This is a genomic window from Duganella dendranthematis, assembly GCF_012849375.1.
GTDB classification, from domain to species: Bacteria; Pseudomonadota; Gammaproteobacteria; order Burkholderiales; family Burkholderiaceae_D; genus Rugamonas; species Rugamonas dendranthematis.
In genome coordinates this window covers 381,584-405,264 of the sequence record NZ_CP051684.1, presented here as the reverse complement: position 1 = coordinate 405,264, position 23,681 = coordinate 381,584, and the positions used below count along the sequence as shown (strand labels likewise).

Below are 23,681 nucleotides of genomic sequence, written 5' to 3'. Positions count from 1 at the left end.
GATGGAAGAACGCCAGTGCTCGCGCCGCGAAGCGGAGCTGTACATCGAAGGCGGCTATGTCAGCGTCGATGGCAAGCTGGTGGAGGAAGCCGGCGCGCGCGTCGCACCGGAGCAGCAGATCAGCATTGCGAAAGATGCGACGCTGATGGAAATCGTGCCGGTCACCATCCTGCTGCACAAGCCAGCCGGTACGGCGCAGCCGCTGCATCTGCTGAAGGAAGAGACGCTGACTCGTTCCTCGCCGGGGCAGCGCTTCCTCAAGCGCCACATCACCGGTCAGGAGCAGATGGTGCCGCTGGATGCCAAGGCCAGTGGCCTGGTGGTCTTCACGCAGGACTTCCGGGTCAACCGCAAGCTGTCCGAAGAATCGCTGGAGCAGGAGATTATTGTTGAAGTCTCCGGCGCCATCATCGAAGGCGGCCTGCAGCAGCTGAACCAAATCAACGGCAAGGTAAGCTGGCAAAACGAAACGCGTCTGCGCTTCGCCATGAAGAACGCCAAGCTGGGATTGATTGAGAAGCTGTGCAAGGAAGTCGGCCTGACGGTGGTGTCCATGAAGCGCATCCGCGTCGGACGCATCTCCATGGCCAGCCTGCCGTCAGGCGAATGGCGCTACCTGCAAGGCTACGAGCGCTTCTGATTACTTCGCGGCGGCGCCCGCCGTTTGCGACAGGATGAAGGCGTAGGTATCGGCTGCTTCCGCGTCCTGCTGCGCGCGGGTTGAACCCATGCCGTGGCCTGCATCAAAGTCCACCCGCAGCAGTACCGGCTTGCCGCTCACGGTGGCGGCCTGCAAGCGCGCCGCCATCTTCGCCGGATGGAACGGCGCCACGCGCGGGTCGGTTACGCCGGTAGTCAGCAACACCGCCGGATACTTGGTCCCGTCCACCACCTGCTGATAGCTATCGATGCTCTTCAACGCCTTGAAGCCTGCCGGGTCGGTAATCGCCCCCCACTCAGGTTCCTCACCGTAGCCATTCTGCTCGGCCACGTAGCGCAGCGGATTGTGCCAGCCCACGCCGGAGATCACCGCCGCAAACAGGTCCGGACGTTCTTCCAGTGCGCGGCCCATGGTGATGCCGCCGGCCGAACGCCCACCGATGGTCTGGTACGCCGGCGAGGTGTAGCCCTTGGCCTGGATCTCTTCACACACGGCGATCAAATCGCGCCAGGTATTCGGCTTGTTTTCAAGCTGGCCGGCACGATGCCACTCGCGGCCAAACTCGCCGCCGCCGCGCACATTCGCGTAGCCGACCACCGCGCCTTGGTCCACCAGCGCCAGCGTGCGTCCCGCAAATGACGGGGTGTAGGCAGCGGCGCCATAGCTGCCGTAGGCCGAGATGAAGGCGGGGTTTTTACCATCCAGCTTCAGGCCTTTTTTGTAAATCAGCGAATACGGTATCTTGGTGCCATCCTTGGCGGTGGCGAAGCGGCGCTCGGTGGTGTAGGCGCTGACGTCGATCGCCGGCTTCGGCGTGATGCCGGTGTCGGCCAGCTTGCCGTCGGCGCTTACCGACCAGATGCCGGTGGGCTGCAACCAGCCGGACAGGATCACCAGTGCTCCCGGCGCATCGGCGTCGGCGTCGATGGAGCCAAGGGTGCCGTCAAAGGGCAGGGCAATGCTGGTTACCTTGCCGTCCGTACCGAGGCGTTGTAGCTTGCCGATGCCGCCATCCATGGCGCGGATGTACAAGCCGTCCTTGGCGCGCGCCAGGCCTTGCAGTACCAGCTCGGATTCCGGCGCCACTTCCTGTGCGCTGGCCGGTGACGGCGCCTTGGCCGAGGTTTTCAACAGGCGTCCACGCGGGTGGCCGCGCGTCGACAGCAGATACAGGTCGTCGCCGTGCAGGTCGATGGCGGTCACTTCATCGGCAAAGTCGGCGACCAGCTGCCACTTGGCCTTGCCTGTCAGGACGTCCTTCAGCGGCGCCGTGTAGACGCGCTTTTCCTGGCGCACGTCGGACAACAGCAGCACGGCGCTGTCGGCATGCGGGAAGACTTCGATATATGGCGACTGGATCTTTTCGTACTGGACCGCAGCATCGAGGCCACGTTTCATCAGCACCGGGTCTTTGCCGGCGTCCGTGCCGACCTTGTGGAAGCGCGCCTGCGCGTTGAGATAGCGCTCAGGCGTGTTCACCTTGCCGGTCAACTGGGTGTAGAAAAAGCCGGAACTGTCGGCCAGCCAGCTGGGTTCCGCGCCTTCGGTATTGGGGATGCGCTCTTTCAGTATTTCGCCGCTGCGCACCTCCATGATGTACAAGACCGAATCCTCGCTGCCGTCTTTCGACAGGCCATATACCAATTTGCTGCCATCGGGCGACGGATGCCACCAGTCCAGCGAGACGTGGCTGGTTTTGGTATCGAGCTTGGTGGGATCGACCAGCACGCGGTCCTTGCCGCCCTCGCGCACGAACAGTTTGAAGTTGTTGGAGCCGGCCGGGCGCTGTTGATAGAACAGGCGTGTGCCGCTTTTCTCCACGCGCGCTGGCGCGGCGATGTCGCCGGACAGTTGCTGGATGCGTTTCAGCAGTTCGTCGCGCTTGGGCAGCGTGTCGAGGATCGCGCGGGTGTGGGCGTTCTGTTGCTTGAGGAAGGGCAGCCAGTCCGGGTCCTTGTCGTTCTCCATCCAGCGATAGCGGTCGGTGATGGTTTCGCCGAAGTAGGTGTCGGTGACGGGAGCGACGCGGGCGACTGGGGCCGGCGGGATGTCGGCGGCAAAGGCAGTGGAAGCGGCGAAAGCTAGCGCGACGCCGTAGGCGACAGGTTTCATTTTCAGTCCCTCATGGCAGAAAAACCTATTCTGCCACGGAAGGTTGAAAAAAATACAGCTGCGCCACAAATCCCCGTTCCCGCTTTCACGGGAATGACGACGGGTGGTTACACCGGCGCTGCGGCTTTCTTTTTCTTTGGCAGCGGCGGCAGTTGCACCAGTCGCGTGCCGGCCAGTTTGTCGTGCAGGAACTGGCGGTCTTTGTCGAGGAAGGCGGTCAGCGACCACAGCAGGATGCCGGCCAGGATCGCGCCCAGCGCCGGCCAGCGATGCAGGTCCAGCGCCAGCGCCACCAGCAGCGCCGGCAAGATCCACATCCAGCTCAGCAGGTAGCGCACGGCGGCGGCGCGCGGCGTCACAGTGCCGCCGTTCGCGCCCACCAGCTTCATGCGCCAGGTTTTCATGGCCAGCGTCTGGCCGTCGCGGGTCCATTGATGGATGAAGTAGAAGCCCAGCACCACGAATGCCAGCGCTTGCCGCATGTGTTCGATCAGCGGCGCATGGCTGGCGTGGGTGGCGATCTCGAAGATCAAAAACGGCAGGAACAGCACGGCAAAGCCGAGCAGCGATTCGTACACCATCGAAATCAGGCGGCGCTTGACGGTCGGGAATGTGGTGACCAAGTTATTTGACATCGGCTGGCGTGCCCTGGGTTGGCGGCGTGGAGGTCGGCGGAATCGGCGTCACGTTGGACGCGTTCGGCAGCGGCGCATTCGGATCGGCCGGGGCGGCGGCTGGCGTCGCCGGCAAGATCACCGGTGCGGCTGGCGGCGCGGCCGGCTTGACCGGCGCCGGCGAGTGCATCTTGGCCTGTGCCGGCGTCGGCAGATTGACCACCTGCTTGCGGGTGGACGCGCGCGCGGCCAGCTCTTTCTTCTGCTCGTCCGACAGCGTTTGATACTCTTCCCACGAGACCGCCTTCTGCGACGGATTCAGCTTCTGCGCGCGGGCATAGTTCTGGCGTACCTGACGGCGTTCTTCCGGCGTCATGCGCACCCACTCGCGCATGCGTTCCTGCACGCGGATCTGCTCATCCGCCTTCATCTGTGCGTAGCGCTTGGCGATGCCCAGCCATTTTTGCCGGCGAATCGGCTCCATCTGGTCCCACTCACCGGCGAGCGGCTCCAGCGCCTGCTGCTGGGCAGGCGACAGATCTTTCCACAATACTTTTTCAGGGGGCTTGCCGGCCAGCTTGCCGCCGGCCACCGCCGCTACCGGCGCCTTGACCAGCTCCGGCGCATCCGGCTGGCTACCCAGCCAGGCCGCGCCGCCCAGTGCGACCACCGCCACTGCTACCCCTGCGCCCAGCTTGGCGCGACCGCTCCATGCCATCGGCTTACTCGCTTTGCGACAGATAGGCGTTGAAGCCGTGATCCAGATAGGCGTTCAGCGGCAATTCATCCGACAGCACGGCAGCGTCGATTTCCGCCAGATCGGCGATGCGTTCCTGCTGTTCGTACTGATAAATGCCAACCATGCCGATCACCAGCGCCAGCGCCGGCACCACCATGCTCCAGCGGCCCAGCCAGTTGAATTGCGACATGAAGCCGCCGCCGGCCGCAGCCAGTTCGGTCTTGGCCACGCGTACCGCCAGTGGTACTTCCACGTGGGCTTTCTTGCGGGCGAGCGCCATCTTGCGCGCTTGCGCCAGGCGGTCGGTCGTCGAGGCCGGCAGCTCGTCCAGCCGTTCATTGAGCGCGTGGCGCACTTTGTAAGCGAAATTCAGATCGTCGGTGTTCATAATTTAAGTCCCTTGGCTGCCAGCGCCTCGGCCAGCGCATGTGTTGCACGAGAGCAATGCGTTTTGACGCTGCCTTCTGAGCAGCCCATGGCCGCCGCAGTTTCAGCTACATCCATATCCTGCCAATAACGCATCAGGAAGGCTTCGCGTTGACGTGCCGGAAGCTTTTGTACTTCGGCATCGATGAGCGCCAGGGTTTGCTGGCGTTCGAGCTTGTCGGCGCCGGACTCGGCCGCTTCGCTACCGGCCTCTGCAGCATAGGATTCGAGTATATCAAAGTCCTCATGGTCCTCTCCCGCCGGGCCCATGCCGGAGAACAGGCTGACCCAGGTGTTGCGTACTTTTTCGCGGCGGAAGTAGTCGAGGATAGTGGTCTGCAGAATGCGCTGGAACAGCATCGGCAGCTCGGCGGCCGGCTTGTCGCCGTATTTTTCGGCGAGCTTGATCATCGCGTCCTGCACGATGTCCAGGGCGGATTCGTCCTTGCGTACTGCGTAGACGGCTTGCTTGAAGGCCCGGCGTTCGACGTTTTCGAGGAAGTCGGATAATTCTTTGTCTGTGGCCATGCGTCGGGAAAGGGGGCTGCCGGGTTTTTTGAACTGAGGCGCATGCTAGCAAAAAACGTCGTGTTTTGCATGGTTTTACGTCAAAACTGATCAATTTCCGAATTATCCCTTGCCCAAACGGGGGCGGCGGGTGTAAGTTATGGGACGCTTTGAACAACCCCGAAGCTCTATGGTCTGGTCGCAGCAGGCACACAACGCCGCAACGACACGACGCGCTTTCATATGTAGGCAGTTTGCTCTCGCCCGTACCACAAGTACGAGAGGTACGCATAACCACTACGGAAAACCCGGCCAAACGAGAGTTTGCGCTAGCATCGCTTTGCACGTCACTACGGTTGGCGGAAGAGGCAGTGCGACCGCATAAATAAAGGGACGCTGGGCAGAGCTGTAGCGGTATTTGTACTTCGTCAGGACAGAGCATCCGATCAATCTCCTATGGACCTTGAAAGGAATGTTTCATGAATACCGAAGCATCTTCATTTAGCAGCAATCAATTGACTGGCGCAGAAATACTGGTGCGCTGCCTGGCGGAAGAGGGCGTGGAACACGTCTTCGGCTATCCGGGCGGAGCCGTCCTGTACATCTACGACGCCATCTTCAAGCAAGACAAATTCCAACACGTTCTGGTACGCCACGAGCAAGCTGCGGTGCATGCCGCCGATGCCTATTCGCGCTCGTCGAACAAGGTCGGTGTTGCGCTGGTCACGTCCGGTCCGGGTGTCACCAATGCGGTGACCGGTCTGTCCACTGCGTACATGGATTCCATCCCGATGGTGGTGATCTCCGGCCAGGTGCCGAGCCACGCGATCGGCCAGGATGCGTTCCAGGAATGCGACACGGTCGGCATTACCCGTCCGGTGGTCAAGCACAATTTCCTCGTCAAGGACGTCAAGGACTTGGCGGAAACCGTCAAGAAAGCCTTCTTCATCGCCCGCACCGGCCGTCCCGGCCCCGTGCTGGTCGATATTCCGAAGGATATCTCGATGCACAAAACGACCTTCTCGTACCCGAAAGAGGTCGAGATGCGTTCGTACAAACCGGTCGACAAAGGTCACTCCGGCCAGATCCGCAAGGCGGTGCAACTGCTGCTGCAAGCCGAACGTCCGATGATCTACACCGGCGGCGGCGTGATCCTGGCCAGCGCGGCGCCGGAACTGAACAAGCTGGTGGACAAGCTTGGCTTCCCGGTCACCAACACGCTGATGGGCCTGGGCGCATATAAAGCGTCGAGCGAAAACTTCGTCGGCATGCCCGGCATGCACGGCACCTATGAAGCCAATATGGCCATGCAGCACTGCGACGTGCTGATCGCCATCGGCGCCCGTTTTGACGACCGCGTGATCGGCAACCCGAAACACTTCGCCTCCCATCCGCGCAAAATCATCCACGTGGACATCGATCCTTCGTCGATTTCCAAGCGTGTGAAAGTCGATATTCCTATCGTCGGCAACGTCAAGGACGTGCTGATCGAGTTCCTGGCGCAGCTGGACGCGTCGGACGCCAAGCCGAATCAGCCTGCGCTCAAGGACTGGTGGAAGCAGATCGGCGAATGGCGCGGCAAGGATTGCCTGAAGTTCGCCTCGTCCGACCTGGTAATCAAGCCGCAATCGGTGGTGCAAAAGCTGTGGGAAGTGACCAAGGGCGACGCCTTCATCACCTCCGACGTCGGCCAGCACCAGATGTGGGCCGCGCAGTACTACCCGTTCGACAAGCCTAAGCGCTGGGTCAACTCGGGTGGCCTGGGCACCATGGGGGTCGGCCTGCCGTACGCCATGGGCGTGCAGATGGCCAATCCGGACGCCACCGTTGCCTGCATCACCGGCGAAGGTTCGATCCAGATGTGCATCCAGGAGCTGGCGACCTGCAAGCAGTACCACCTGACGCCGAAGATCATCATGCTGAACAACCGCTTCCTGGGCATGGTCCGCCAGTGGCAGCAGATCGACTACGGTTCGCGCTACTCCGAGTCCTACATGGATTCGCTGCCGAATTTCGAGAAGCTGGCCGAGGCTTATGGCCACGTCGGCATGCGCATCGAGAAACCGGGCGACGTCGACGGCGCACTGCGCGACGCGTTTGCGATGAAGGACAAGCTGGTGTTCATGAACTTCATCACCGATCAATCGGAAAACGTCTGGCCGATGGTTAAAGCAGGCAAGGGTCTGTCCGAAATGCTGCTGGGTTCGGAGGATCTCTAACATGCGACACATTATCTCTGTATTGCTGGAAAACGAAGCCGGCGCGCTGTCCCGCGTGGTGGGCCTATTCTCGGCCCGCGGCTACAACATCGAGACGCTGACCGTGGCGCCGACCGAAGACCCGACCTTGTCGCGGATGACCATCGTCACCTCCGGTTCGGATGACATCATCGAGCAGATCACCAAGCACCTGAACCGCCTGATCGAGGTGGTGAAGGTGGTGGACCTGACCGAAGGCCATCACATCGAACGCGAACTGATGCTGATCAAGGTGCGGGCGGTGGGCAAGGAACGGGAAGAGATGAAGCGCACGGCGGACATCTTCCGCGGCCGCATCATCGACGTTACCGAAAAGAGCTACACGATTGAACTGACCGGCGCCAAGAGCAAGCTCGACGCGTTTATCGATTCGATCGACCGCGCCTCGATTCTTGAAACAGTCCGCACCGGCGGTTCCGGCATTGGACGCGGCGAACGCATCCTCAAAGTTTAAGCAGCAAGCACCTCATACATAACGAATTTACTAGGAATGAACATGAAAGTTTTCTACGACAAAGACGCTGACCTCTCCCTGATCAAAGGCAAAAACGTCGCCATCATCGGCTACGGCTCGCAGGGCCACGCGCACGCACAAAACCTGAGCGACTCCGGTGTCAACGTCACCGTTGGCCTGCGCAAAGGCGGCGCTTCGTGGACCAAGGTTGAGAAAGCCGGCCTGAAAGTCGCTGAAGTGAACGAGGCCGTCAAGGCCGCCGACGTCATCATGATCCTGCTGCCGGACGAGAACATCGCCCAGGTTTACAACGAAAACGTCGCACCGAACGCCAAGCAAGGCGCGGTACTGGCCTTCGCCCACGGCTTCAACGTGCATTACGGCCAAGTCGTGCCGCGCGCTGACCTGGACGTGATCATGGTCGCACCGAAAGCCCCAGGCCACACCGTGCGCGCTACCTACACCCAGGGCGGCGGCGTGCCACACCTGATCGCGGTGTACCAGGACAAATCCGGCGTGGCGCGTGACATCGCGCTGTCGTACGCATCGGCGAATGGCGGCGGCAAGGCCGGCATCATCGAAACCAACTTCCGCGAAGAAACCGAAACCGACCTGTTCGGCGAACAAGCCGTGCTGTGCGGTGGTGCGGTCGAGCTGATCAAAGCCGGCTTCGAAACCCTGACCGAAGCGGGCTATGCGCCGGAAATGGCGTACTTCGAGTGCTTGCACGAACTGAAGCTGATCGTCGACCTGATCTACGAAGGCGGCATCGCCAACATGAACTACTCGATCTCGAACAACGCCGAATACGGCGAGTACGTGACCGGCCCGAAAGTGGTGACCTCGGCGACCAAAGATGCGATGCGTCAGTGCCTGAAAGACATCCAGACCGGTGAATACGCCAAGTCCTTCATCCTGGAAAACAAAGCAGGCGCACCGACCCTGATCTCGCGTCGTCGTCTGACCGCCGAGCACCAGATCGAAGAAGTCGGCGCCAAACTGCGCGCCATGATGCCTTGGATCGCCAAAAACAAAATGGTCGACCAGTCGAAGAACTAATCGACCTCCGCTCCAACGAAAAGCCGGCTCACGCCGGCTTTTTTCATTTGGTGGGAATGTGTGAATATTGCGGCCATTCCCTACGGTTATGCTAGTGGCCCAACCGTTCATGCCAACTGTATGCTGCGCTCAAAATTAGTCATTGGATTGACCTGCATGCTTCTGGCGCGCATTGCGTTTGCCGGCACGGAGGCCGAGTTGATTGCAGCGCAGGCGCCGGACGACGTGGTGCAGCTGAATAAGACACTTGACCTGACGCGCAACACCGCAGCTGACATCGAGCAGCAACTGCGCGCCAAAGGCGTCACCCAATTCGCCATGATTCGCTTTGCCCCGTGGGCATACCGGGAGGAGATCTGGGTGCTGTACCGTAACGAGGAGAAGGCGTTTGTTACCGAGTTCACCGTGGAGAACGCGCGCGTCCGGTTGCGGGCCTTGGTGGAAGTCGAACCGGCAGTCTGGGATCAGGCGTTTAATACCTTTTTTGTGGCCCGGCAAAAAAGGCCCGCAGCGCCGCTGCCTGTAGGTGCCCGCATGCGCCGCGATCCGTGGACGCCAGGCTACTCGGGGATTGTGACTCTCGATAAGGATGGTGAAGCGCGAACCTACCTGCTGGCGACGGACGATCTGCTGACCCTGCACATTCAAAGCCCTGTGGAGGAGCTGCTGTGTTCAACCGTTTTCGCAGGCATGCATTGCTACAACGGCAGCACGACGACTGACGGCTGGGTAAAGCAGCAATTGGACGGACTGATGCAGCACAGCCAGAAGACCACCAGAAAGCTGATTCAACTCACGACAGGCAATCAATGACATTTGACTGGCACGGCGGCGCCATCTCGCGCGCGACGGTGGTGGACGCCACCTACAAAAACACCCAGAACGTGCGCCGTTTCCTGACCGCGCAATGCGGCCCCGACTTCAAGTTCGACCGCGACCTGATGGCGTGGATACGCAGCGGCGCTGCCCAAACCATCGGTGACATCGCCGACGAATGGCAGCGCCGGCGCAGCTGAGTCGCCGTCAGCGCGCCAAAGTAAACGACAGCAGCAGCACACCCCACAGCGTCAATCCGCCGATCAGTGAAGCGCCCCAGGTGGAGATCAGCATCTTGCCGGTTTCCTCATCATAGGTCGCTAGCTTGCCTCGAAAGAACTCCTTGGCATAAATTGCCCGCGCGCGGCCAAACGAGATGATAGGGATAACCACGCGCCCGATGGTGTACAAGATGACTTCCATCAACAGGTAGAACGCAAACTCAATCACAATCGCCATGGCGCTGTCCTCCGTCGCTAATTCCCCATCATAGTAAGCAGAGTATTAAAAAATGCTTAATTGCCGGGCTGCACCGACGCCAGGCGTCTTGTTACAAACACTCACCATGTCTTACAGGTGTGCTTTGTAAATTCATGTACAGTGCGGCTTGTCGTAATCTCAACTTTGGAGCCGTAATGAACCTGATGAAAAAACTTGCCGCCGCTGCTGCTGTGTCCTTCGCGCTGGGCGCGCACGCCGCTCCGACTGATGCACTGCCAACCACTGGCACGCTGGTGGTGGTGCCGGCTTATGGCGAAGTCAAACACGCCAACGACCAGGCCGTCGTAATGCTGGCGATTGAGGAAACCGACAAGGACAAGGCCGCCGCTGCCTCGCGCGTCAACAGCAAGATGAAGCAGGGCCTGGAGATCGTCAAGAAGGAAGATCCGCAAGCCAGCCTGAAAACCCAGGGTTATTACACCTATCCTGTCTACCCGGAAGAGATCGTGCTGGCCAACGGCCGTCCGGCCAAGCAACCGCGCGTGCCGACCTCGTGGCGCGTCGGCCAATACTTGGAAGTCACCACCACCAGCCTGGACAAGCTGCCCAAAACCGTGGCCGCCGCGCAGAAGATCATGACGCTCAACAGCATCAACTTCGGCCTGAAACCGGAAACCACCAAGCAGCTGGACGACCAGCGCATCGCCGCCACCTATAAAAACCTGAACGAGCGCATCGCCTCGATCGCCAATGCAATGGGCCGCAAGGTTGGCGACGCCGTGCTCGATACGGTCGACTTTGAAGGCTCGGGCAATTACACGGAATCCCGGCCGGCGGCGGCGCCGATGATGATGCGCATGAAGACTGCCGACACGGCCGACGTGGCCGAACCAAGCTTCGAGCCGGGCGAAACCACCTTGCAGATGCAACTGGTGGGCAAGGTCCGCTTCAAATAAGAATGATCGCCCCGGGATGGCTTGCAGTTTGCAATCAATAATATTCATTTGATAATCACGTCAAATAATATATTATTATTTTGAAAACAATCTGTTTTCATTCCACCCCGGGAGATTTATGCGATCCATTCAACTTCTGCTCGCCATTTCTTTGGCGGCCGCATCCACCCTTGCCAGCGCGGCGGTGGACTTTTCCACACTGAAGCTCACTTCGGGGCAGTTCACGCCATGGCAAGTGGCGCAAACCGCCACCTTCGACAGCGCACCGCCAGCCGACGTGTATTACACCGGTGGCGAACTCGTCACCGGCACGGCCCCGGACCAGCACTACACCGCGCCGGATTATGACCACACCCAATATCTGATCGTCGGCGCGAACGAGCCAACCTCGCGCATTACCTTTGGCTACCACCAGGGCACGACGTATTTCGGTTTTTATTTCAGCACGATAGATGACTACAATTCGGTCACGTTTCACGGCTCGGACGGTAGCCTGACCACCATCACCGGCCAGCAGATACAAGATCTGGTGCCGGGTTCGCGCGCATCCTACTATTTCAATGTGTTTGCCACCGGCGGCACCACATTCGACTGGATCGAACTGCGTTCGACGAGCGATTCGTTTGAAACGGACAACCACGCCTTCATCGTGTCGGAGGTGCCGGAAGCGGAAACCTATGCCATGCTGCTGAGCGGCCTAAGTCTGTTGGGCACAATGGCGCGTCGCCGTCGTGCGCGGGGCTGACAGTGCGGTAGAGTGAGGGTTTATCCCTCACTGGAGTCCGCAATGAAACACCTCGCTGTTGCCGTCCTGACGACGTTTGTTGTTGCCGCCCAGGCGCAATCCTTGCCGACCACCGGCACGCTGGTGGTGGTGCCGGCCATTGGCGAAGTCACCCACGTCAATGACCAGGCCACCGCCACGCTGTCGGTTGAGGAGATCGACAAGGACAAAGCCGCCGCCGCCTCACGCGTCAACCAGAAGATGAAGCAGGGCGTGGAGTTGCTGAAGAAGGCCGATCCGCAAGCCATCCTGAAAACCCAGAACTACTACACCTATCCGGTTTACCCGGAAGAAGTGCAGGCGCCGCCCGGCCAGCCGCGCAAGCCGCGCGTGCCGACTTCCTGGCGCGTGGGCCAGTCGGTGCAGCTGGTTACAACCAACCTCGACAGCCTGCCGAAGACCGTGGCTGCCGCGCAAATCGCGTTGAGCCTGAACCAGCTGCGCTTCGGCCTTGCGCCGGCCACCAGCAAGAAGCTGGACGACCGGCGGATTGCCGCCACCTATCTCAACTTGAATGAGCGCATCACTTCCATCGCCGCCGCCATGGGCCGCAAGGTCGGCGATGCCGTGCTCGATACGGTGGATTTTGAAGGCACCGGCAACTATGCCGAGCGGGTCCAGGTGACCGGCTCGAGTGTGGCGGCGTATGCCCGCGCCGCTGCCGAGCCGGTGACGGAGCCAAGCTTCGAACCGGGCGAAACCACGCTGACGATGCGGCTGGTGGGCAAAGTGCGCTTCAAATAAGCGAACTTGGGCACAATAGGGGATGGCGCGCCATCCCTTTTTTATAGGCGGCTCCTCTATAATGATGGCGCACACACGATAACCAGAATGGATCACCATGCCCAATTTTCCCCGCCGCCGCGCCAAGAACGCGGCCATCGCCAAACTGCCCAAAACGTCCCGTTTCAGCCGTTTTGCGCGTCGCGCCCGCGGAGAGGATCTTGACCGGCCGCGCCATCGCGGCATTTATCTGCTACCGAACGCCTTCACCACGGCGGCGCTGTTCTGCGGCTTCTACGCCATCGTCATGGCGATGAACCAGAAATTCGAGCACGCCGCCTGGGCCATCTTCATCGCCATGGTGCTGGACGGTCTGGATGGCCGCGTCGCCCGCCTGACCAATACACAAAGCGAATTCGGCGCGCAGTACGATTCGCTGTCGGACATGGTGTCGTTCGGCGCCGCGCCGGCGCTGGTGATGTACGAGTGGTCGCTGCGCGGCCTGGGCAAGCTTGGCTGGATCGCGGCGTTTGTCTACTGCGCCGGCGCCGCCTTGCGCCTGGCGCGCTTCAACACCAATATCGAAGTGGTGGACAAGCGCTACTTCCAGGGCATGCCGTCGCCATCGGCCGCCGCGCTGATTGCCGGCTTTATCCTGATGATGCTGGACCTGGAAGTCTCCGGGCTGGAAATGGCCTGGGTCTCGTGGGGCATCGCCTTGTTTGCCGGCCTGACGATGGTCAGCAACGTGCCGTTCTACAGCTTCAAGGACGTCAACTTCCGCAAGCCGGTGCCGTTTATCGGCGTGTTCCTGATCGCGCTGGGACTGGCGCTGATTGCCATCAAGCCGGCGGCCACCTTGTGGCCTCTGTTTGCGATCTATGGCATCTCGGGCTATGTGGTCGCCGCCTGGCGCGCGGCCAAGGGCAAGAAGGTCAGCCTGATTCAGACCGACATGCACAGCGACGATCCGAGCGAACGGCGCTAAACACCGGGCGGTAGGCCCTGAGAAGATTAAGCAACGAAGCATTAGCCACGGAGCGATCATGAACAACTCATCCAACCGCCTCATCATCTTCGACACCACGCTGCGCGACGGTGAACAATCGCCCGGCGCCTCGATGACGAAGGACGAAAAAGTCCGCATCGCCAAGCAGCTGGAGCGCCTGCGCGTGGACGTCATCGAAGCCGGCTTCGCGGCCGCCTCGCCGGGCGACTTCGAATCCATCAAGGCGATTGCCACGGTGGTGCGCGAATCGACCATCTGCTCGCTGTCGCGCGCCAATGACCGCGACATCGCCCGCGCTGCCGAAGCGCTGGCGCCGGCCGAGCGCAAACGCATTCACACTTTTATCGCCACCTCCAAGCTGCACATGGAGGCCAAGCTGCGCATGCTGCCGGAGCAGGTGCTGGCGCAGGCCTGCGACGCGGTGCGCTTCGCCCGCCAGTTCACCGACGATATCGAATTCAGCCCGGAAGACGGCAGCCGCTCGGACGAGGACTTCCTGTGCCGCGTGCTGGAAGGCGTGATCGCCGAAGGCGCGACCACCATCAACTTCCCGGACACGGTGGGCTATGCGGTTCCGGAGATTTTCGGCGAGACCATCCGCCGCCTGCGCGAGCGCATCCCCAATTCCGACAAGGCCGTGTGGTCGGTGCACTGCCATAACGACCTTGGGCTGGCGGTGGCCAATTCGCTGGCCGGCGTGATGATCGGCGGCGCGCGCCAGGTCGAGTGCACCATCAATGGCCTCGGCGAACGCGCCGGCAACACCGCGCTGGAAGAAGTGGTGATGGCGCTACGCACACGCGGCGGCTACTACAACCTGGAATGCGGCATCGACACCACGCAGATTGTGGCGGCGTCCAAAATGGTGTCGCAGATTACCGGCTTTGCGGTGCAGCCCAACAAGGCGGTGGTGGGCGCGAACGCGTTTGCGCACGCTTCCGGCATCCACCAGGACGGCATGCTGAAGTCGCGCGAGACCTACGAGATCATGCGCGCCGAAGACGTCGGCTGGGCTGCGACCAAGATCGTGCTGGGCAAGCTCTCCGGCCGCAACGCCTTCAAGCAGCGCTTGCAGGAACTGGGTATCGATCTGGAGTCGGAGGCTGAAGTCAATGCGGCGTTCGCGCGCTTCAAGGAACTGGCCGACCGCAAGGCCGAGATTTTTGACGAGGACATCCTGGCGCTGGTGTCGGACGAACAGCAGTCGCAGGAGAGCGAGTTCTATCGCTTCGTCTCGCTGGAGCAGCGCTCGATTAGCGGCGAGACGCCGACTGCCAAAATCGTGTTCGTTATCGACGGCGAGGAACACGCCAGCGAAGGCCGTGGCGATGGCCCGGTCGACGCCACCGTCAACGCCATTGAGGGAGAAGTGGGCAGCGGTGCTGAGCTGGTGCTGTTCTCGGTGAACGCCATCAGCACCGGCACCCAGTCGCAGGGCGAGGTGACGATGCGCTTGTCGAAGGACGGCCGCATCGTCAACGGCGTCGGCGCCGACCCGGACATCATCGTGGCCTCGGCCAAGGCCTACCTGTCGGCGCTGAACAAACTGCATTCGAAAATTGAACGAGTCAATCCGCAACCATGAGTGAGCAATTTGACGTGGTGGCGCTGGGCGAGGCCATGGTGGAATTCAACCAGGCCAACGCCAGCGAGCCGTTGTACCGCCAGGGCTTTGGCGGCGATACCTCCAACGCAGTCATCGCCGCCAGCCGCCAGGGTGCGCGCGTGGCCTACCTGAGCCGTGTTGGCGAAGACCATTTCGGCCGCATGCTGCTGGACCTGTGGCAGGCCGAAGGTGTGGACGTCAGCGCGGTGGCACGTGATGCGCAGGCGCCGACCGGGCTGTATTTCGTCAATCATGGACCTCAAGGGCACAGCTTCAGTTATCTGCGCGCAGGATCGGCGGCCAGCCGTATGCAGCCGCAAACCATGGACCTGAGTGCGGCGGGGCGCACGCGCTGGCTGCACGTCTCCGGCATCTCCCAGGCGATATCGGCCAGCGCTTGCGACACCGTGTTTGCCGCCATCGAAACCGCGCGCGCGGCGAACGGCAAAGTGAGTTTCGATCCCAACCTGCGCCTGTCCTTGTGGCCATTAGCGCGCGCCCGCGCGACCATCTGCGCGACGATTGCGATGACCGATCTGTTCCTGCCCAGTCTGGACGAAGCGGTGGCGCTGGCAGGCACCGACGACGTGCCGGCGATCTTCGCGTGGGCCCGCGCGCACGGCGCTCATACGGTGGTGCTGAAGGCCGGGCCATCGGGAGCGTGGTACGCGGAGCAGGGCGGGGAGCCGCAACTGGCCGCAGCCCGCGCAGTGCAGGCGGTGGACGCCACCGGCGCCGGCGACTGCTTTGACGGCAGCCTGCTGGCGCGTCTCGCCAACGGCGACACGCTGGCCGACGCGGTGCGCTATGCGAATGCCGCCGCCGGCCTGTCCACGCTGGGTCACGGCGCAGTGGCGCCGATTCCGACTGCCGCGCAAGTCCGCGCCGCATTGGGCTGATACTTCGCTCCACGCCGAAGCATTTGCGCGGCCAGGTGACTATCCTGATGTTTTCTACAGGAGGTTCACATGGCTGTCACTTGCTTCATCCGTTACGAGATCGATCCCTTCCAGCGCGATGCGTTTCGCCAGTATGCCGAAAACTGGAACCGCATCATTCCGCGCCTGGGCGGTCGGCTGCTGGGCTACTTCCTGCCGCTGGAAGGCACCAATTACGAGGCGTGGGGGCTGGTCGGCTTTGACTCGCTGGCGGAGTACGAAGCGTACCGCGCCCGCTTGCGCGAGGACACCGAGGCTAAAGATAATTTCGCCTTCGCTCAGCAGCAGCGCTTCATCCTGCGCGAGGAGCGCACCTTTCTTTCAAAGGTAGCGTCGTGATCCGCCTGGAGGCCGCCGGTGAGCCTGCACTGGCGTTGTATCACCAGCCTTCGCCGGCGGACAAAGGCGATGTGCTCTACGTCCATGGCTCGACTTTCGGCGCCGATCTGTCGGTGCGTTACCAGCTGGATGGGCGTTCATGGGCCGATGCGCTGTGTGATGCCGGCTTCAATGTCTGGTCGTTTGACTTCGCCGGTTATGGCGCGTCGGATCGTTATCCGGTGGACGCTGCGCATCCTGTCGGCGACATCGCGCAAGTGCTGCCGCAATTACAGCGCGTGATCGCCGCCATCCGTTCCCGCAATCACGGTCGCTGTGTGAACCTGTTGGCGCATTCCTGGGGAGCCACAGTGGCGCTGAGCTATGCTTCCAGCCACTCGGAGGATCTGGCGTCGCTGGCATTATTCGCCCCGATTCTGGCGCGCGATGCCATCGCAATGCCGCCAGCACCAACATCGTCGCACTTCCTGGTGAGCGCGTGGGCGCAGTACCGTCGCTTCATTGAAGATGTTCCGGCCGGTGAGGCGCAACTGCTGTCGGAGAAACACTTCCAATTGTGGAGCAAGGCTTTTCTGGCGACCGATCCAGACGCCGGCCAGCGCACGCCACCTGCCGTGCTGTCGCCGGTAGGACCGCAGCGGGATATGCGTGCGCTGCGCGGCGGCCAGATGCTCTACGATGCCGCCGCCATCAATGTCCCGACCTTGTTGGTGCGCGGCGAATGGGATCGTGCTTGTAGCGCCGTCGATGCGGATCGCTTGTTGGATGCGATCATCGGCACCGCCAAAGTCAACGTCACCATTCCCGGCGCGACCCACTTGATGCACCTGGAGTCGTCCCGTGGCCTGCTTTACAATGCCGTCAACGATTTCTTATCCGGAGCTGTCACGTGATCGCCGTGATTTTTGAAGTGACGCCTAGTGCCGATGGCCACGCCGAGTATTTGCAGCGTGCGGGCCAACTGGCGCCTTTGCTGGCTGGCGTGGACGGCTTCATATCTGTCGAGCGATTCAGCAGTTTGACGCAGCCGGGCAAGCTGTTGTCGCTATCCTTCTGGCGCGACGAGGCGGCGGTACGGGCATGGTGCAGGCAGGAAGAGCATCGCGCCGCGCAGCAAGCAGGGCGTGGCGGTGTGTTCGACAGCTATCGCTTGCGCGTCGCCTCGGTGATACGCGACTACGGCATGCACGACCGCGCGCAAGCGCCGGCTGGCGCGCCATGACGCTGGCGCAGCCGCGCTTTGCACGCGTCGCCGCCGCCATCGGCGATCCGACGAGGGCGCTGATGCTATCGCGCCTGCTGGATGGCCGCTTCTATACGGCCACAGAGCTGGCGCAGCATGCTGGCGTAGCTGCGCCAACCGCCTCGCAGCATCTGCGGCTGCTGGTCGACGAAGGTCTGGCCCGCGTGCGCGCGCAGGGACGCCATCGCTATTACATGCTTGCCGACGGCAATGTGGCGCACGCACTGGAAGCGCTGCTGCGGGTGGCCGATGGCGCGCTGCCGGAATCCACCCGCTGGAAGGCGCCGTCCATGCACGGCCTGCGCCACGCTCGCAGCTGCTACGGCCACCTGGCGGGCGTGCTGGGCGTGGACCTGTGCCAATGTTTCGTTCAAAACGGCTGGGTAAGTGGCGACGCCCACGACTATGCTGTGACCGAGGAAGGGGCAGTGCACCTGCGGGAACAGGGCATCGTGCTGCAAGAAGCGCCGCGCCAGCTATATGGCTGCGTCGACTGGTCCGAACGGCGCGACCACTTCGCCGGACCGCTGGCAGTGGCGCTGCTGGATAACTTCATAGAACGCGGCTGGCTGCGCCGCAGCGCCGACAGCCGCGCGCTGACGGTCACCGCCAGCGGTCAGCAGTCACTGGATGATTGGCTGAAGCGCTGAACCAGCGGCGCTTATTGCACCGAAATCGCCTGGTTACGCAACTGCTCCGCCTTGGCCGTGTCTTTCGGCACGCCCTGGCCGTTGTCGTACAGCCGCGCCAGCGAAACGAGCGCACTACGGATATTTGCCGTCGCCGCACCCTGATACAGCTTGGCCGCCCGCGTGTAGTCCTGATCCACGCCACGACCTTTTTCGTAGCACTCGCCCAATGCCATTTGTGCGATGCGATCATTCTGCTGCGCCGCCTTGCCCAGCAAGTCGACCGCCTCCGGCAGGTCACCTGACTGACCGCCGTTCAGCAGCATCACGCCCAACATCGACTCGGCTGCGGGTTGATTTTGCGCCACCGCCTTGCGCAGCCAAACCACGGCCTCGTCATCCTTGCCCTGAGTGCGCAGCAGCATGGCGAGGAAATATTGGCTGAGTGGCTTGCCTTGCTCCGCCGCCTGACGGAACCATGATGCCGCCAGCGCGCTATCGCCGGGATAGTTAGCGCGCGGCGCCATGAGCACTCCCATCGCCTCCTGCGCATCGGCCGATCCTTGTGCGGCCGCTTTTTGCAACCACTTGCTGGCCTCGTCGCGATCCTGCTTGACGCCCTGGCCGTTCAAGTAAAGCACGCCAAGTTTGTACTGCGCGACCGTCTCGCCGCGTTCTGCGCCTTCGCGCGCCTTGGCGAATGCCGCAGCCATTTGTTGTGGTGACGGGCCATCGATCTTCCAGACGTACTGCATCTGCGTCCAGCTTTCGACGGCTTGGCCATCATGCATGGCGGGTTTGAATTTACATTTGGAGAGGGAGTCTTTGGCCGCGCTGTCGAGGAGCGGATGGCCGCTGGAGCGGACCACGCGGGTATCTTGCACGTTGCCATCGGCGCCGATCAGGAAAGCCAGTTGCACCGTGCCCTGCTGCTCCTTGCGCAAGGATTCCTTGGGCCATTCCGGCTTGACGCAGGTACTGAACTCCGCCACGGCGCGGTTGGCCGCCGGCGTTTGGGCCAGCGCGGTGGTTACCAATGAAAACGCCGCGAGGAACGCGGCGGGATATTTCGTCATGTTGACACCCTCCAGATAGTGGGTGTCAATTTAGCATGATTGTCGAATTAGAAGCGAACTTTGACGTAAGCCGCAGGACCGTTCAAGCGGATATTCAGGTCGGTGTTGTCGCGCTGACGGTTCAGGCTGATTTTGCTGGCCGTGTATTCCGCCACCACGCCCACCGATTTGACCGGGAACCATTCAACGCCGATGGCGCCGCCGTAGATGTGGCCCTGGATGCTGCCGCCATTTTTCTTGATACCGGAAGCGTCAGCGTAGACGCGGACGTTTTCCGAAATGGAATGACGCCAGCCCAGTTCCAGCAACGGCGCCCAGGCGCTTTCTTTCTCTTCATACGACCCACTGCCGGCCACGCCGTTCAGCACGCCGCTGGCGGTGCCTTTCAGGCTGGCCTGGTAATAGGCTGCGCCGACGCCAACGCCGAATACATCATTGCCGCTGCCGATCCACCATTTATAGGCCAGATTGGCCAGGTCCAGCTTCAGCTTGGCGTCCAGCTTGCCATTGCCGGTCAGTGGCAGGCCGTTGTAATTGGTGGTGCCGCTCAAGGTCGGGCTGTAGGTTTTGTCGTAACGGTAGTAGTCGAAGTCCAGGCCTTGCGAATCGCCCAGCAGCATCGACGCTTTTACGCGTGGCAACGTCACGTGATCGGTCTTGTAAGTGCCGGTGTCGATGCGGCCGTAATTGGTGTCGCCTTCGTAGTTGATGCGTGGCTCGGTATAAAACGCACCGACCGACAGGCTGGCGCGGTCCAGCGCCGGCGACGGGTCTGCCCAGGCAATGGCACTGACAGTGCTCAAAGCCATCAAAGTGGCGGCGTAGATGGCGTGGCGGGCAGGGGGCGTACGGAAGGACATGAATTCTCCATGGGTTGCAATATTGATGGGAAGATAATAGCAACCAAGCGATGAAAAATACGTCGGCGCACTTCTTTAGTGCACGTGGGAATGCTCCTACTTGAAATCGCCTAGCGTCGGCGCACTTCGCGCTCCTCGTCCGGCCCGTTGACCATGGCCTGCACCACGCCCTGGCGGTTGAATTCCACCGACATCATCGAATTCCACACATCCTGCTCTTTATAGCGGTAAAGCCAGACGTCGCCGTCCACGCTCGCATAATGCGTGACCTGGGTCGGGCGGCCGAAGGTGCGCAGGATGCTAGCCTTGTCGTCCCGGCCCAGTTTGACGGTGCCGAACTTGGCGCTGGTCAGCACCTGCTCGTACGACACCAGCCTGCCGTCGGCGCCGATGCGCGCCATCCAGGTGTATTGGCCCATCGGGCCGGTGGCGTATTCCAGCATGGTGTCGGCGCCGTTGACATACACATTGGTCGGCTGCCCGAGGCGCTCCTTGACTGCGGCCAGCGGCGCGCCCGGCTGGGGCGGCGGCTCGCCGAAGTGGGCGCAGGCGCTGACGGCCAGCGCCAGGATTGTCAGAACAATCGCGTTGTTCATGTTTATCTCCTGAAAAAAGCAGCAAAAATAGCGCATGCGTGATTTTTTCCGTTATACTTCCGGGTCTGGTCTTTTCGGCCAGGCTTCATTGTAATCACGGTGGGTGGGGTTATGACTCCGCGCACCGCATGTTAAAGGTAAATATCATGACCGTAGAAAACATCAACAAAGCAGCGATCATCGCTGACAACGCCCGTGGCCAAAAAGACACCGGCTCGCCAGAAGTGCAAGTTGCACTGCTGACCGCACGCATCAACGAGCTGAACGGCCACTTCAAAGCCCACAGCAAAGATCACCACTCGCGTCGTGGTCTGATCATGATGGTTAACCGTCGTAAGAGCCTGCTGTCCTACCTGAAAAACAAGGACGCCACCCGTTATCGCGATCTGATCGCTAAACTGGGCCTGCGTAAGTAATTCTTGCGTCGTCCGGCTTAAATCAAAATGCCTGCGCCAGTTTGCTGTCGCGGGCATTTTGTCTTTCTGGACGTTAAAAAATTGCTAATTTGTAGCATGTAGTGAATGTAGTAAAGGTGGCCTTGCGGCTGCCTGTGGTGAGGTGAACGACAGCCCCTGAAAATCTGTCGGCAAATAGAAAGGGATTACCCATGTTTAATAAAGTTACGAAAACCTTCCAGTACGGTCAACACACCGTCACGCTGGAAACTGGCGAGATCGCTCGTCAGGCCTCCGGCGCGGTGATGGTGTCGATTGAAGACACCGTAGTGCTGGCTACCGTGGTGGCGCGCAAAGACGCGAAACCAGGCCAGGACTTCTTCCCGCTGACCGTCGACTACCTTGAGAAAACCTATGCTGCCGGTAAAATCCCGGGCGGTTTCTTCAAGCGTGAAGGTCGTCCTTCGGAAAAAGAAACGCTGACATCCCGCCTGATCGACCGTCCGATTCGTCCTCTGTTCCCAGAGGGCTACATGAATGAAGTGCAAGTCGTCATTCACGTGCTGTCGGTCAACCCAGAAATCGATCCAGACATCGCCGCGATGATCGGTGCTTCGGCCGCGCTGTGCGTGTCGGGCGTACCGTTCAACGGCCCAATCGGCGCCGCCCGCGTGGGTTACGCCAACGGCCAGTACATCCTGAACCCAACCGTCGAACAACTGAAAACCTCGCAGATGGACCTGGTGGTTGCCGGTACCGAAACCGCCGTGCTGATGGTGGAATCGGAAGCGCAGCAGCTGTCGGAAGAAATCATGCTGGGCGCCGTGGTCTTCGGCCACACCGAAATGAAGGCCGTGATCGACGCGATTCACGACCTGGTACGCGACGGCGGCAAGCCTGAGCAAGTCTGGACCGCACCAGCCAAAAACGAAGCGCTGATCGGCCGCGTGGCCCATTTCGCCGAGTCGAAAATCCGCGAAGCCTACCAGACCCGCGACAAGCAAGCCCGTACCGACAAGCTGCGCGCGATGTCGTCGCAAGTGGTGGCGGACCTGGCGGCGGAAGCTGCCGCTGCCGGCGCTGCGGCCCCGGACAACGTCGAAGTTGGCAACATCCTGTTCGACATGGAATCGAAAACCGTGCGTTCGCAGATCCTCGAAGGCGAACCCCGCATCGACGGCCGCGACACCCGCACCGTGCGTCCAATCGCGATCCGCACCTCGGTGCTGCCGCGTACCCACGGTTCTGCCCTGTTCACCCGTGGCGAAACCCAGGCCCTGGTCGTAGCGACGCTGGGCACCGCCCGCGATTCGCAGAAGATCGACGCGCTGATGGGCGAGTACACCGATGACTTCATGCTGCACTACAACATGCCACCGTTCGCCACCGGCGAAACCGGCCGCGTCGGAACGCCGAAGCGCCGCGAGATCGGCCACGGCCGTCTGGCCAAGCGCGCGCTGATCGCCGCGCTGCCGTCGGCTGACGAGTTCAGCTACTCGGTGCGTCTGGTGTCGGAAATCACCGAATCGAACGGTTCGTCGTCGATGGCCTCGGTGTGCGGCGGCTGCCTGGCGCTGATGGATGCCGGCGTGCCGATGAAAGAGCACGTGGCCGGTATCGCCATGGGCCTGATCAAGGAAGGCGGCCGTTTCGCCGTGCTGTCCGACATTCTGGGTGACGAAGATCACCTGGGCGACATGGACTTCAAAGTCGCTGGTACCCGCAACGGTATCACCGCACTGCAGATGGACATCAAGATCCAGGGCATCACCAAGGAAATCATGCAAGTGGCGCTGGCGCAAGCCAAAGAAGGCCGCGAGCACATCCTGGGCGAAATGCAGAAGGCCGTGCCGAGCGTGAAGACCGAACTGTCGGACTTCGCACCACGCCTGATCACCATCAAGATCAACCCAGAGAAGATCCGTGACGTGATCGGCAAGGGCGGCGCCGTGATCCGCGCGCTGACCGAAGAGACCGGCACCCAGATCGACATCAGCGACGAAGGCGTGGTCACCATCGCTTCCGTCGACGCTGCTGCCGGCCAGGAAGCCAAGCGCCGCATCGAAGAACTGACCGCCTCGGTCGAAGTGGGCAAGACCTACGACGGCGTGGTCCTGAAGCTGCTGGACTTCGGCGCGATCGTGCAAGTGATGCCAGGTAAAGATGGTCTGCTGCACATCTCGCAGATCGCCAACGAGCGCGTGAACGCCGTGGCCGACTACCTGAAAGAAGGCCAGGCAGTGCGCGTCAAGGTTCTGGAAACCGATGACCGCGGCCGCCTGAAACTGTCGATGAAAGCTGCTGCTGAAGAAGCTGCCGCTGCTGCACAGTAATCTGAGCTAAGCTCAGCCAAAACCGCCGGGTGCGCAAGCCCCGGCGGTTTTTTTATGGCTTTTAGTAATAGAGGTATGCTAAATTGGCATACTTTATTGACAACGTC

27 protein-coding genes are annotated in these 23,681 nt (G+C 61.3%); 18 read left to right on the top strand and 9 right to left on the bottom strand.

Annotation, left to right across the window (positions count from 1 at the left end):
- Window position 1: 1 nt before the first annotated feature.
- Window positions 2-640 carry an RNA pseudouridine synthase gene (locus tag HH213_RS01985; protein ID WP_169114904.1) on the top strand — a complete coding sequence of 213 codons (639 nt, stop codon included), beginning with the start codon at window positions 2-4 and terminating at the stop codon, window positions 638-640.
- Here HH213_RS01985 and HH213_RS01980 read toward each other — a convergent pair whose 3' ends face one another.
- The 5 genes from HH213_RS01980 to HH213_RS01960 all read right to left on the bottom strand — a co-directional run bounded on the left by HH213_RS01980 (window position 641) and on the right by HH213_RS01960 (window position 5,080).
- Entirely contained in the window at window positions 641-2,773 is a 2,133-nt protein-coding gene (locus HH213_RS01980) for a prolyl oligopeptidase family serine peptidase (protein ID WP_169110438.1), read from the bottom strand. It abuts the gene before it with no gap.
- Between the two features lie 107 nt (window positions 2,774-2,880).
- Window positions 2,881-3,408, bottom strand: coding sequence for an RDD family protein (locus HH213_RS01975; protein WP_169110436.1), 528 nt, complete (start codon window positions 3,406-3,408; stop codon window positions 2,881-2,883).
- The gene (locus HH213_RS01970) at window positions 3,398-4,105 is read right to left on the bottom strand and encodes a DUF3106 domain-containing protein (RefSeq protein WP_169110434.1); all 708 of its coding nucleotides are present in this window, start codon (window positions 4,103-4,105) and stop codon (window positions 3,398-3,400) included. The genes HH213_RS01975 and HH213_RS01970 overlap by 11 nt, the downstream gene beginning before the upstream one ends.
- Before the next feature lie 4 nt (window positions 4,106-4,109).
- Window positions 4,110-4,514 (bottom strand): DUF3619 family protein, encoded by a 405-nt coding sequence (locus tag HH213_RS01965; RefSeq protein ID WP_169110432.1) that lies wholly within the window; start codon window positions 4,512-4,514, stop codon window positions 4,110-4,112.
- Complete coding sequence (locus tag HH213_RS01960; RefSeq protein ID WP_110849009.1) at window positions 4,511-5,080, bottom strand: RNA polymerase sigma factor; 570 nt, start codon at window positions 5,078-5,080, stop codon at window positions 4,511-4,513. Before HH213_RS01960 ends, HH213_RS01965 begins: the two co-directional genes overlap by 4 nt.
- A gap of 458 nt (window positions 5,081-5,538) precedes the next feature.
- On the opposite strand from HH213_RS01960, the gene HH213_RS01955 reads away from it, so the two are divergent.
- From HH213_RS01955 to HH213_RS01935, 5 genes are all read left to right on the top strand, one after another.
- Entirely contained in the window at window positions 5,539-7,278 is a 1,740-nt protein-coding gene (locus HH213_RS01955; protein WP_110849008.1) for an acetolactate synthase 3 catalytic subunit, read from the top strand.
- A gap of 1 nt (window position 7,279) precedes the next feature.
- Complete coding sequence (gene ilvN, locus HH213_RS01950) at window positions 7,280-7,771, top strand: acetolactate synthase small subunit (protein ID WP_110849007.1); 492 nt, start codon at window positions 7,280-7,282, stop codon at window positions 7,769-7,771.
- Between the two features lie 42 nt (window positions 7,772-7,813).
- A complete protein-coding gene (gene ilvC / locus HH213_RS01945) occupies window positions 7,814-8,830 on the top strand; it encodes a ketol-acid reductoisomerase (RefSeq protein ID WP_110849006.1) in 1,017 nt (338 codons plus the stop codon).
- Between the two features lie 120 nt (window positions 8,831-8,950).
- Window positions 8,951-9,643 carry a hypothetical protein gene (locus HH213_RS01940; protein ID WP_169110430.1) on the top strand — a complete coding sequence of 231 codons (693 nt, stop codon included), beginning with the start codon at window positions 8,951-8,953 and terminating at the stop codon, window positions 9,641-9,643.
- Window positions 9,640-9,846 (top strand): DUF6434 domain-containing protein, encoded by a 207-nt coding sequence (locus HH213_RS01935; RefSeq protein WP_110849004.1) that lies wholly within the window; start codon window positions 9,640-9,642, stop codon window positions 9,844-9,846. Before HH213_RS01940 ends, HH213_RS01935 begins: the two co-directional genes overlap by 4 nt.
- A gap of 7 nt (window positions 9,847-9,853) precedes the next feature.
- Here HH213_RS01935 and HH213_RS01930 read toward each other — a convergent pair whose 3' ends face one another.
- Entirely contained in the window at window positions 9,854-10,105 is a 252-nt protein-coding gene (locus tag HH213_RS01930) for a hypothetical protein (protein WP_169110428.1), read from the bottom strand.
- A 176-nt stretch (window positions 10,106-10,281) separates the two neighbouring features.
- On the opposite strand from HH213_RS01930, the gene HH213_RS01925 reads away from it, so the two are divergent.
- From HH213_RS01925 to HH213_RS01880, 10 genes are all read left to right on the top strand, one after another.
- On the top strand, window positions 10,282-11,043 hold the full coding sequence (locus HH213_RS01925; RefSeq protein WP_169110426.1) for an SIMPL domain-containing protein: 762 nt from the start codon (window positions 10,282-10,284) through the stop codon (window positions 11,041-11,043).
- Window positions 11,044-11,161: 118 nt separating this feature from the next.
- On the top strand, window positions 11,162-11,788 hold the full coding sequence (locus HH213_RS01920) for an Npun_F0296 family exosortase-dependent surface protein (protein WP_169110424.1): 627 nt from the start codon (window positions 11,162-11,164) through the stop codon (window positions 11,786-11,788).
- A 42-nt stretch (window positions 11,789-11,830) separates the two neighbouring features.
- Complete coding sequence (locus HH213_RS01915) at window positions 11,831-12,571, top strand: SIMPL domain-containing protein (RefSeq protein ID WP_169110421.1); 741 nt, start codon at window positions 11,831-11,833, stop codon at window positions 12,569-12,571.
- Between the two features lie 97 nt (window positions 12,572-12,668).
- Complete coding sequence (gene pssA / locus HH213_RS01910) at window positions 12,669-13,538, top strand: CDP-diacylglycerol--serine O-phosphatidyltransferase (RefSeq protein ID WP_110848999.1); 870 nt, start codon at window positions 12,669-12,671, stop codon at window positions 13,536-13,538.
- 58 nt (window positions 13,539-13,596) lie between these two features.
- On the top strand, window positions 13,597-15,144 hold the full coding sequence (locus HH213_RS01905) for a 2-isopropylmalate synthase (RefSeq protein ID WP_169110419.1): 1,548 nt from the start codon (window positions 13,597-13,599) through the stop codon (window positions 15,142-15,144).
- Window positions 15,141-16,064: a sugar kinase gene (locus HH213_RS01900; RefSeq protein WP_169110417.1), complete on the top strand. Its 924-nt coding sequence runs from the start codon at window positions 15,141-15,143 to the stop codon at window positions 16,062-16,064. The genes HH213_RS01905 and HH213_RS01900 overlap by 4 nt, the downstream gene beginning before the upstream one ends.
- Before the next feature lie 69 nt (window positions 16,065-16,133).
- Complete coding sequence (locus HH213_RS01895) at window positions 16,134-16,442, top strand: NIPSNAP family protein (protein WP_110848996.1); 309 nt, start codon at window positions 16,134-16,136, stop codon at window positions 16,440-16,442.
- On the top strand, window positions 16,439-17,335 hold the full coding sequence (locus HH213_RS01890) for an alpha/beta hydrolase (RefSeq protein ID WP_169110415.1): 897 nt from the start codon (window positions 16,439-16,441) through the stop codon (window positions 17,333-17,335). The genes HH213_RS01895 and HH213_RS01890 overlap by 4 nt, the downstream gene beginning before the upstream one ends.
- Window positions 17,332-17,664, top strand: coding sequence for an antibiotic biosynthesis monooxygenase family protein (locus HH213_RS01885; protein WP_169110413.1), 333 nt, complete (start codon window positions 17,332-17,334; stop codon window positions 17,662-17,664). The genes HH213_RS01890 and HH213_RS01885 overlap by 4 nt, the downstream gene beginning before the upstream one ends.
- A complete protein-coding gene (locus tag HH213_RS01880) occupies window positions 17,661-18,335 on the top strand; it encodes an ArsR/SmtB family transcription factor (RefSeq protein WP_169110411.1) in 675 nt (224 codons plus the stop codon). The genes HH213_RS01885 and HH213_RS01880 overlap by 4 nt, the downstream gene beginning before the upstream one ends.
- Window positions 18,336-18,346: 11 nt before the next feature.
- Here HH213_RS01880 and HH213_RS01875 read toward each other — a convergent pair whose 3' ends face one another.
- The 3 genes from HH213_RS01875 to HH213_RS01865 form a co-directional block, all read right to left on the bottom strand.
- Window positions 18,347-19,390, bottom strand: a complete 1,044-nt coding sequence (locus HH213_RS01875; protein WP_169110409.1) for a TonB family protein — start codon at window positions 19,388-19,390, stop codon at window positions 18,347-18,349.
- A gap of 47 nt (window positions 19,391-19,437) precedes the next feature.
- On the bottom strand, window positions 19,438-20,250 hold the full coding sequence (locus tag HH213_RS01870; protein WP_169110407.1) for a hypothetical protein: 813 nt from the start codon (window positions 20,248-20,250) through the stop codon (window positions 19,438-19,440).
- Window positions 20,251-20,360: 110 nt separating this feature from the next.
- The gene (locus HH213_RS01865; RefSeq protein WP_169110405.1) at window positions 20,361-20,846 is read right to left on the bottom strand and encodes a hypothetical protein; all 486 of its coding nucleotides are present in this window, start codon (window positions 20,844-20,846) and stop codon (window positions 20,361-20,363) included.
- 146 nt (window positions 20,847-20,992) lie between these two features.
- Between HH213_RS01865 and rpsO the strand changes: the two genes are divergently transcribed.
- Both rpsO and pnp read left to right on the top strand, forming a co-directional pair.
- Window positions 20,993-21,262 (top strand): 30S ribosomal protein S15, encoded by a 270-nt coding sequence (gene rpsO / locus HH213_RS01860; protein ID WP_026637007.1) that lies wholly within the window; start codon window positions 20,993-20,995, stop codon window positions 21,260-21,262.
- A gap of 191 nt (window positions 21,263-21,453) precedes the next feature.
- The gene (gene pnp / locus HH213_RS01855; protein ID WP_110848989.1) at window positions 21,454-23,574 is read left to right on the top strand and encodes a polyribonucleotide nucleotidyltransferase; all 2,121 of its coding nucleotides are present in this window, start codon (window positions 21,454-21,456) and stop codon (window positions 23,572-23,574) included.
- The last annotated feature ends 107 nt before the right edge of the window (window positions 23,575-23,681 follow it).

Coding starts and splice junctions, on each gene's coding strand:
- rpsO (WP_026637007.1), top strand. CDS start 20,993: ATGACCGTAGAAAACATCAACAAAGCAGCGATCATCGCTGACAACGCC.
- HH213_RS01895 (WP_110848996.1), top strand. CDS start 16,134: ATGGCTGTCACTTGCTTCATCCGTTACGAGATCGATCCCTTCCAGCGC.
- HH213_RS01975 (WP_169110436.1), bottom strand. CDS start 3,408: ATGTCAAATAACTTGGTCACCACATTCCCGACCGTCAAGCGCCGCCTG.
- HH213_RS01930 (WP_169110428.1), bottom strand. CDS start 10,105: ATGGCGATTGTGATTGAGTTTGCGTTCTACCTGTTGATGGAAGTCATC.
- ilvC (WP_110849006.1), top strand. CDS start 7,814: ATGAAAGTTTTCTACGACAAAGACGCTGACCTCTCCCTGATCAAAGGC.
- HH213_RS01915 (WP_169110421.1), top strand. CDS start 11,831: ATGAAACACCTCGCTGTTGCCGTCCTGACGACGTTTGTTGTTGCCGCC.
- HH213_RS01870 (WP_169110407.1), bottom strand. CDS start 20,250: ATGTCCTTCCGTACGCCCCCTGCCCGCCACGCCATCTACGCCGCCACT.
- HH213_RS01880 (WP_169110411.1), top strand. CDS start 17,661: ATGACGCTGGCGCAGCCGCGCTTTGCACGCGTCGCCGCCGCCATCGGC.
- HH213_RS01955 (WP_110849008.1), top strand. CDS start 5,539: ATGAATACCGAAGCATCTTCATTTAGCAGCAATCAATTGACTGGCGCA.
- HH213_RS01875 (WP_169110409.1), bottom strand. CDS start 19,390: ATGACGAAATATCCCGCCGCGTTCCTCGCGGCGTTTTCATTGGTAACC.
- HH213_RS01900 (WP_169110417.1), top strand. CDS start 15,141: ATGAGTGAGCAATTTGACGTGGTGGCGCTGGGCGAGGCCATGGTGGAA.
- HH213_RS01965 (WP_169110432.1), bottom strand. CDS start 4,514: ATGAACACCGACGATCTGAATTTCGCTTACAAAGTGCGCCACGCGCTC.
- HH213_RS01985 (WP_169114904.1), top strand. CDS start 2: ATGGAAGAACGCCAGTGCTCGCGCCGCGAAGCGGAGCTGTACATCGAA.
- HH213_RS01905 (WP_169110419.1), top strand. CDS start 13,597: ATGAACAACTCATCCAACCGCCTCATCATCTTCGACACCACGCTGCGC.
- HH213_RS01920 (WP_169110424.1), top strand. CDS start 11,162: ATGCGATCCATTCAACTTCTGCTCGCCATTTCTTTGGCGGCCGCATCC.
- HH213_RS01940 (WP_169110430.1), top strand. CDS start 8,951: ATGCTGCGCTCAAAATTAGTCATTGGATTGACCTGCATGCTTCTGGCG.
- pnp (WP_110848989.1), top strand. CDS start 21,454: ATGTTTAATAAAGTTACGAAAACCTTCCAGTACGGTCAACACACCGTC.
- HH213_RS01935 (WP_110849004.1), top strand. CDS start 9,640: ATGACATTTGACTGGCACGGCGGCGCCATCTCGCGCGCGACGGTGGTG.
- HH213_RS01925 (WP_169110426.1), top strand. CDS start 10,282: ATGAACCTGATGAAAAAACTTGCCGCCGCTGCTGCTGTGTCCTTCGCG.
- HH213_RS01980 (WP_169110438.1), bottom strand. CDS start 2,773: ATGAAACCTGTCGCCTACGGCGTCGCGCTAGCTTTCGCCGCTTCCACT.
- HH213_RS01865 (WP_169110405.1), bottom strand. CDS start 20,846: ATGAACAACGCGATTGTTCTGACAATCCTGGCGCTGGCCGTCAGCGCC.
- HH213_RS01960 (WP_110849009.1), bottom strand. CDS start 5,080: ATGGCCACAGACAAAGAATTATCCGACTTCCTCGAAAACGTCGAACGC.
- pssA (WP_110848999.1), top strand. CDS start 12,669: ATGCCCAATTTTCCCCGCCGCCGCGCCAAGAACGCGGCCATCGCCAAA.
- ilvN (WP_110849007.1), top strand. CDS start 7,280: ATGCGACACATTATCTCTGTATTGCTGGAAAACGAAGCCGGCGCGCTG.
- HH213_RS01970 (WP_169110434.1), bottom strand. CDS start 4,105: ATGGCATGGAGCGGTCGCGCCAAGCTGGGCGCAGGGGTAGCAGTGGCG.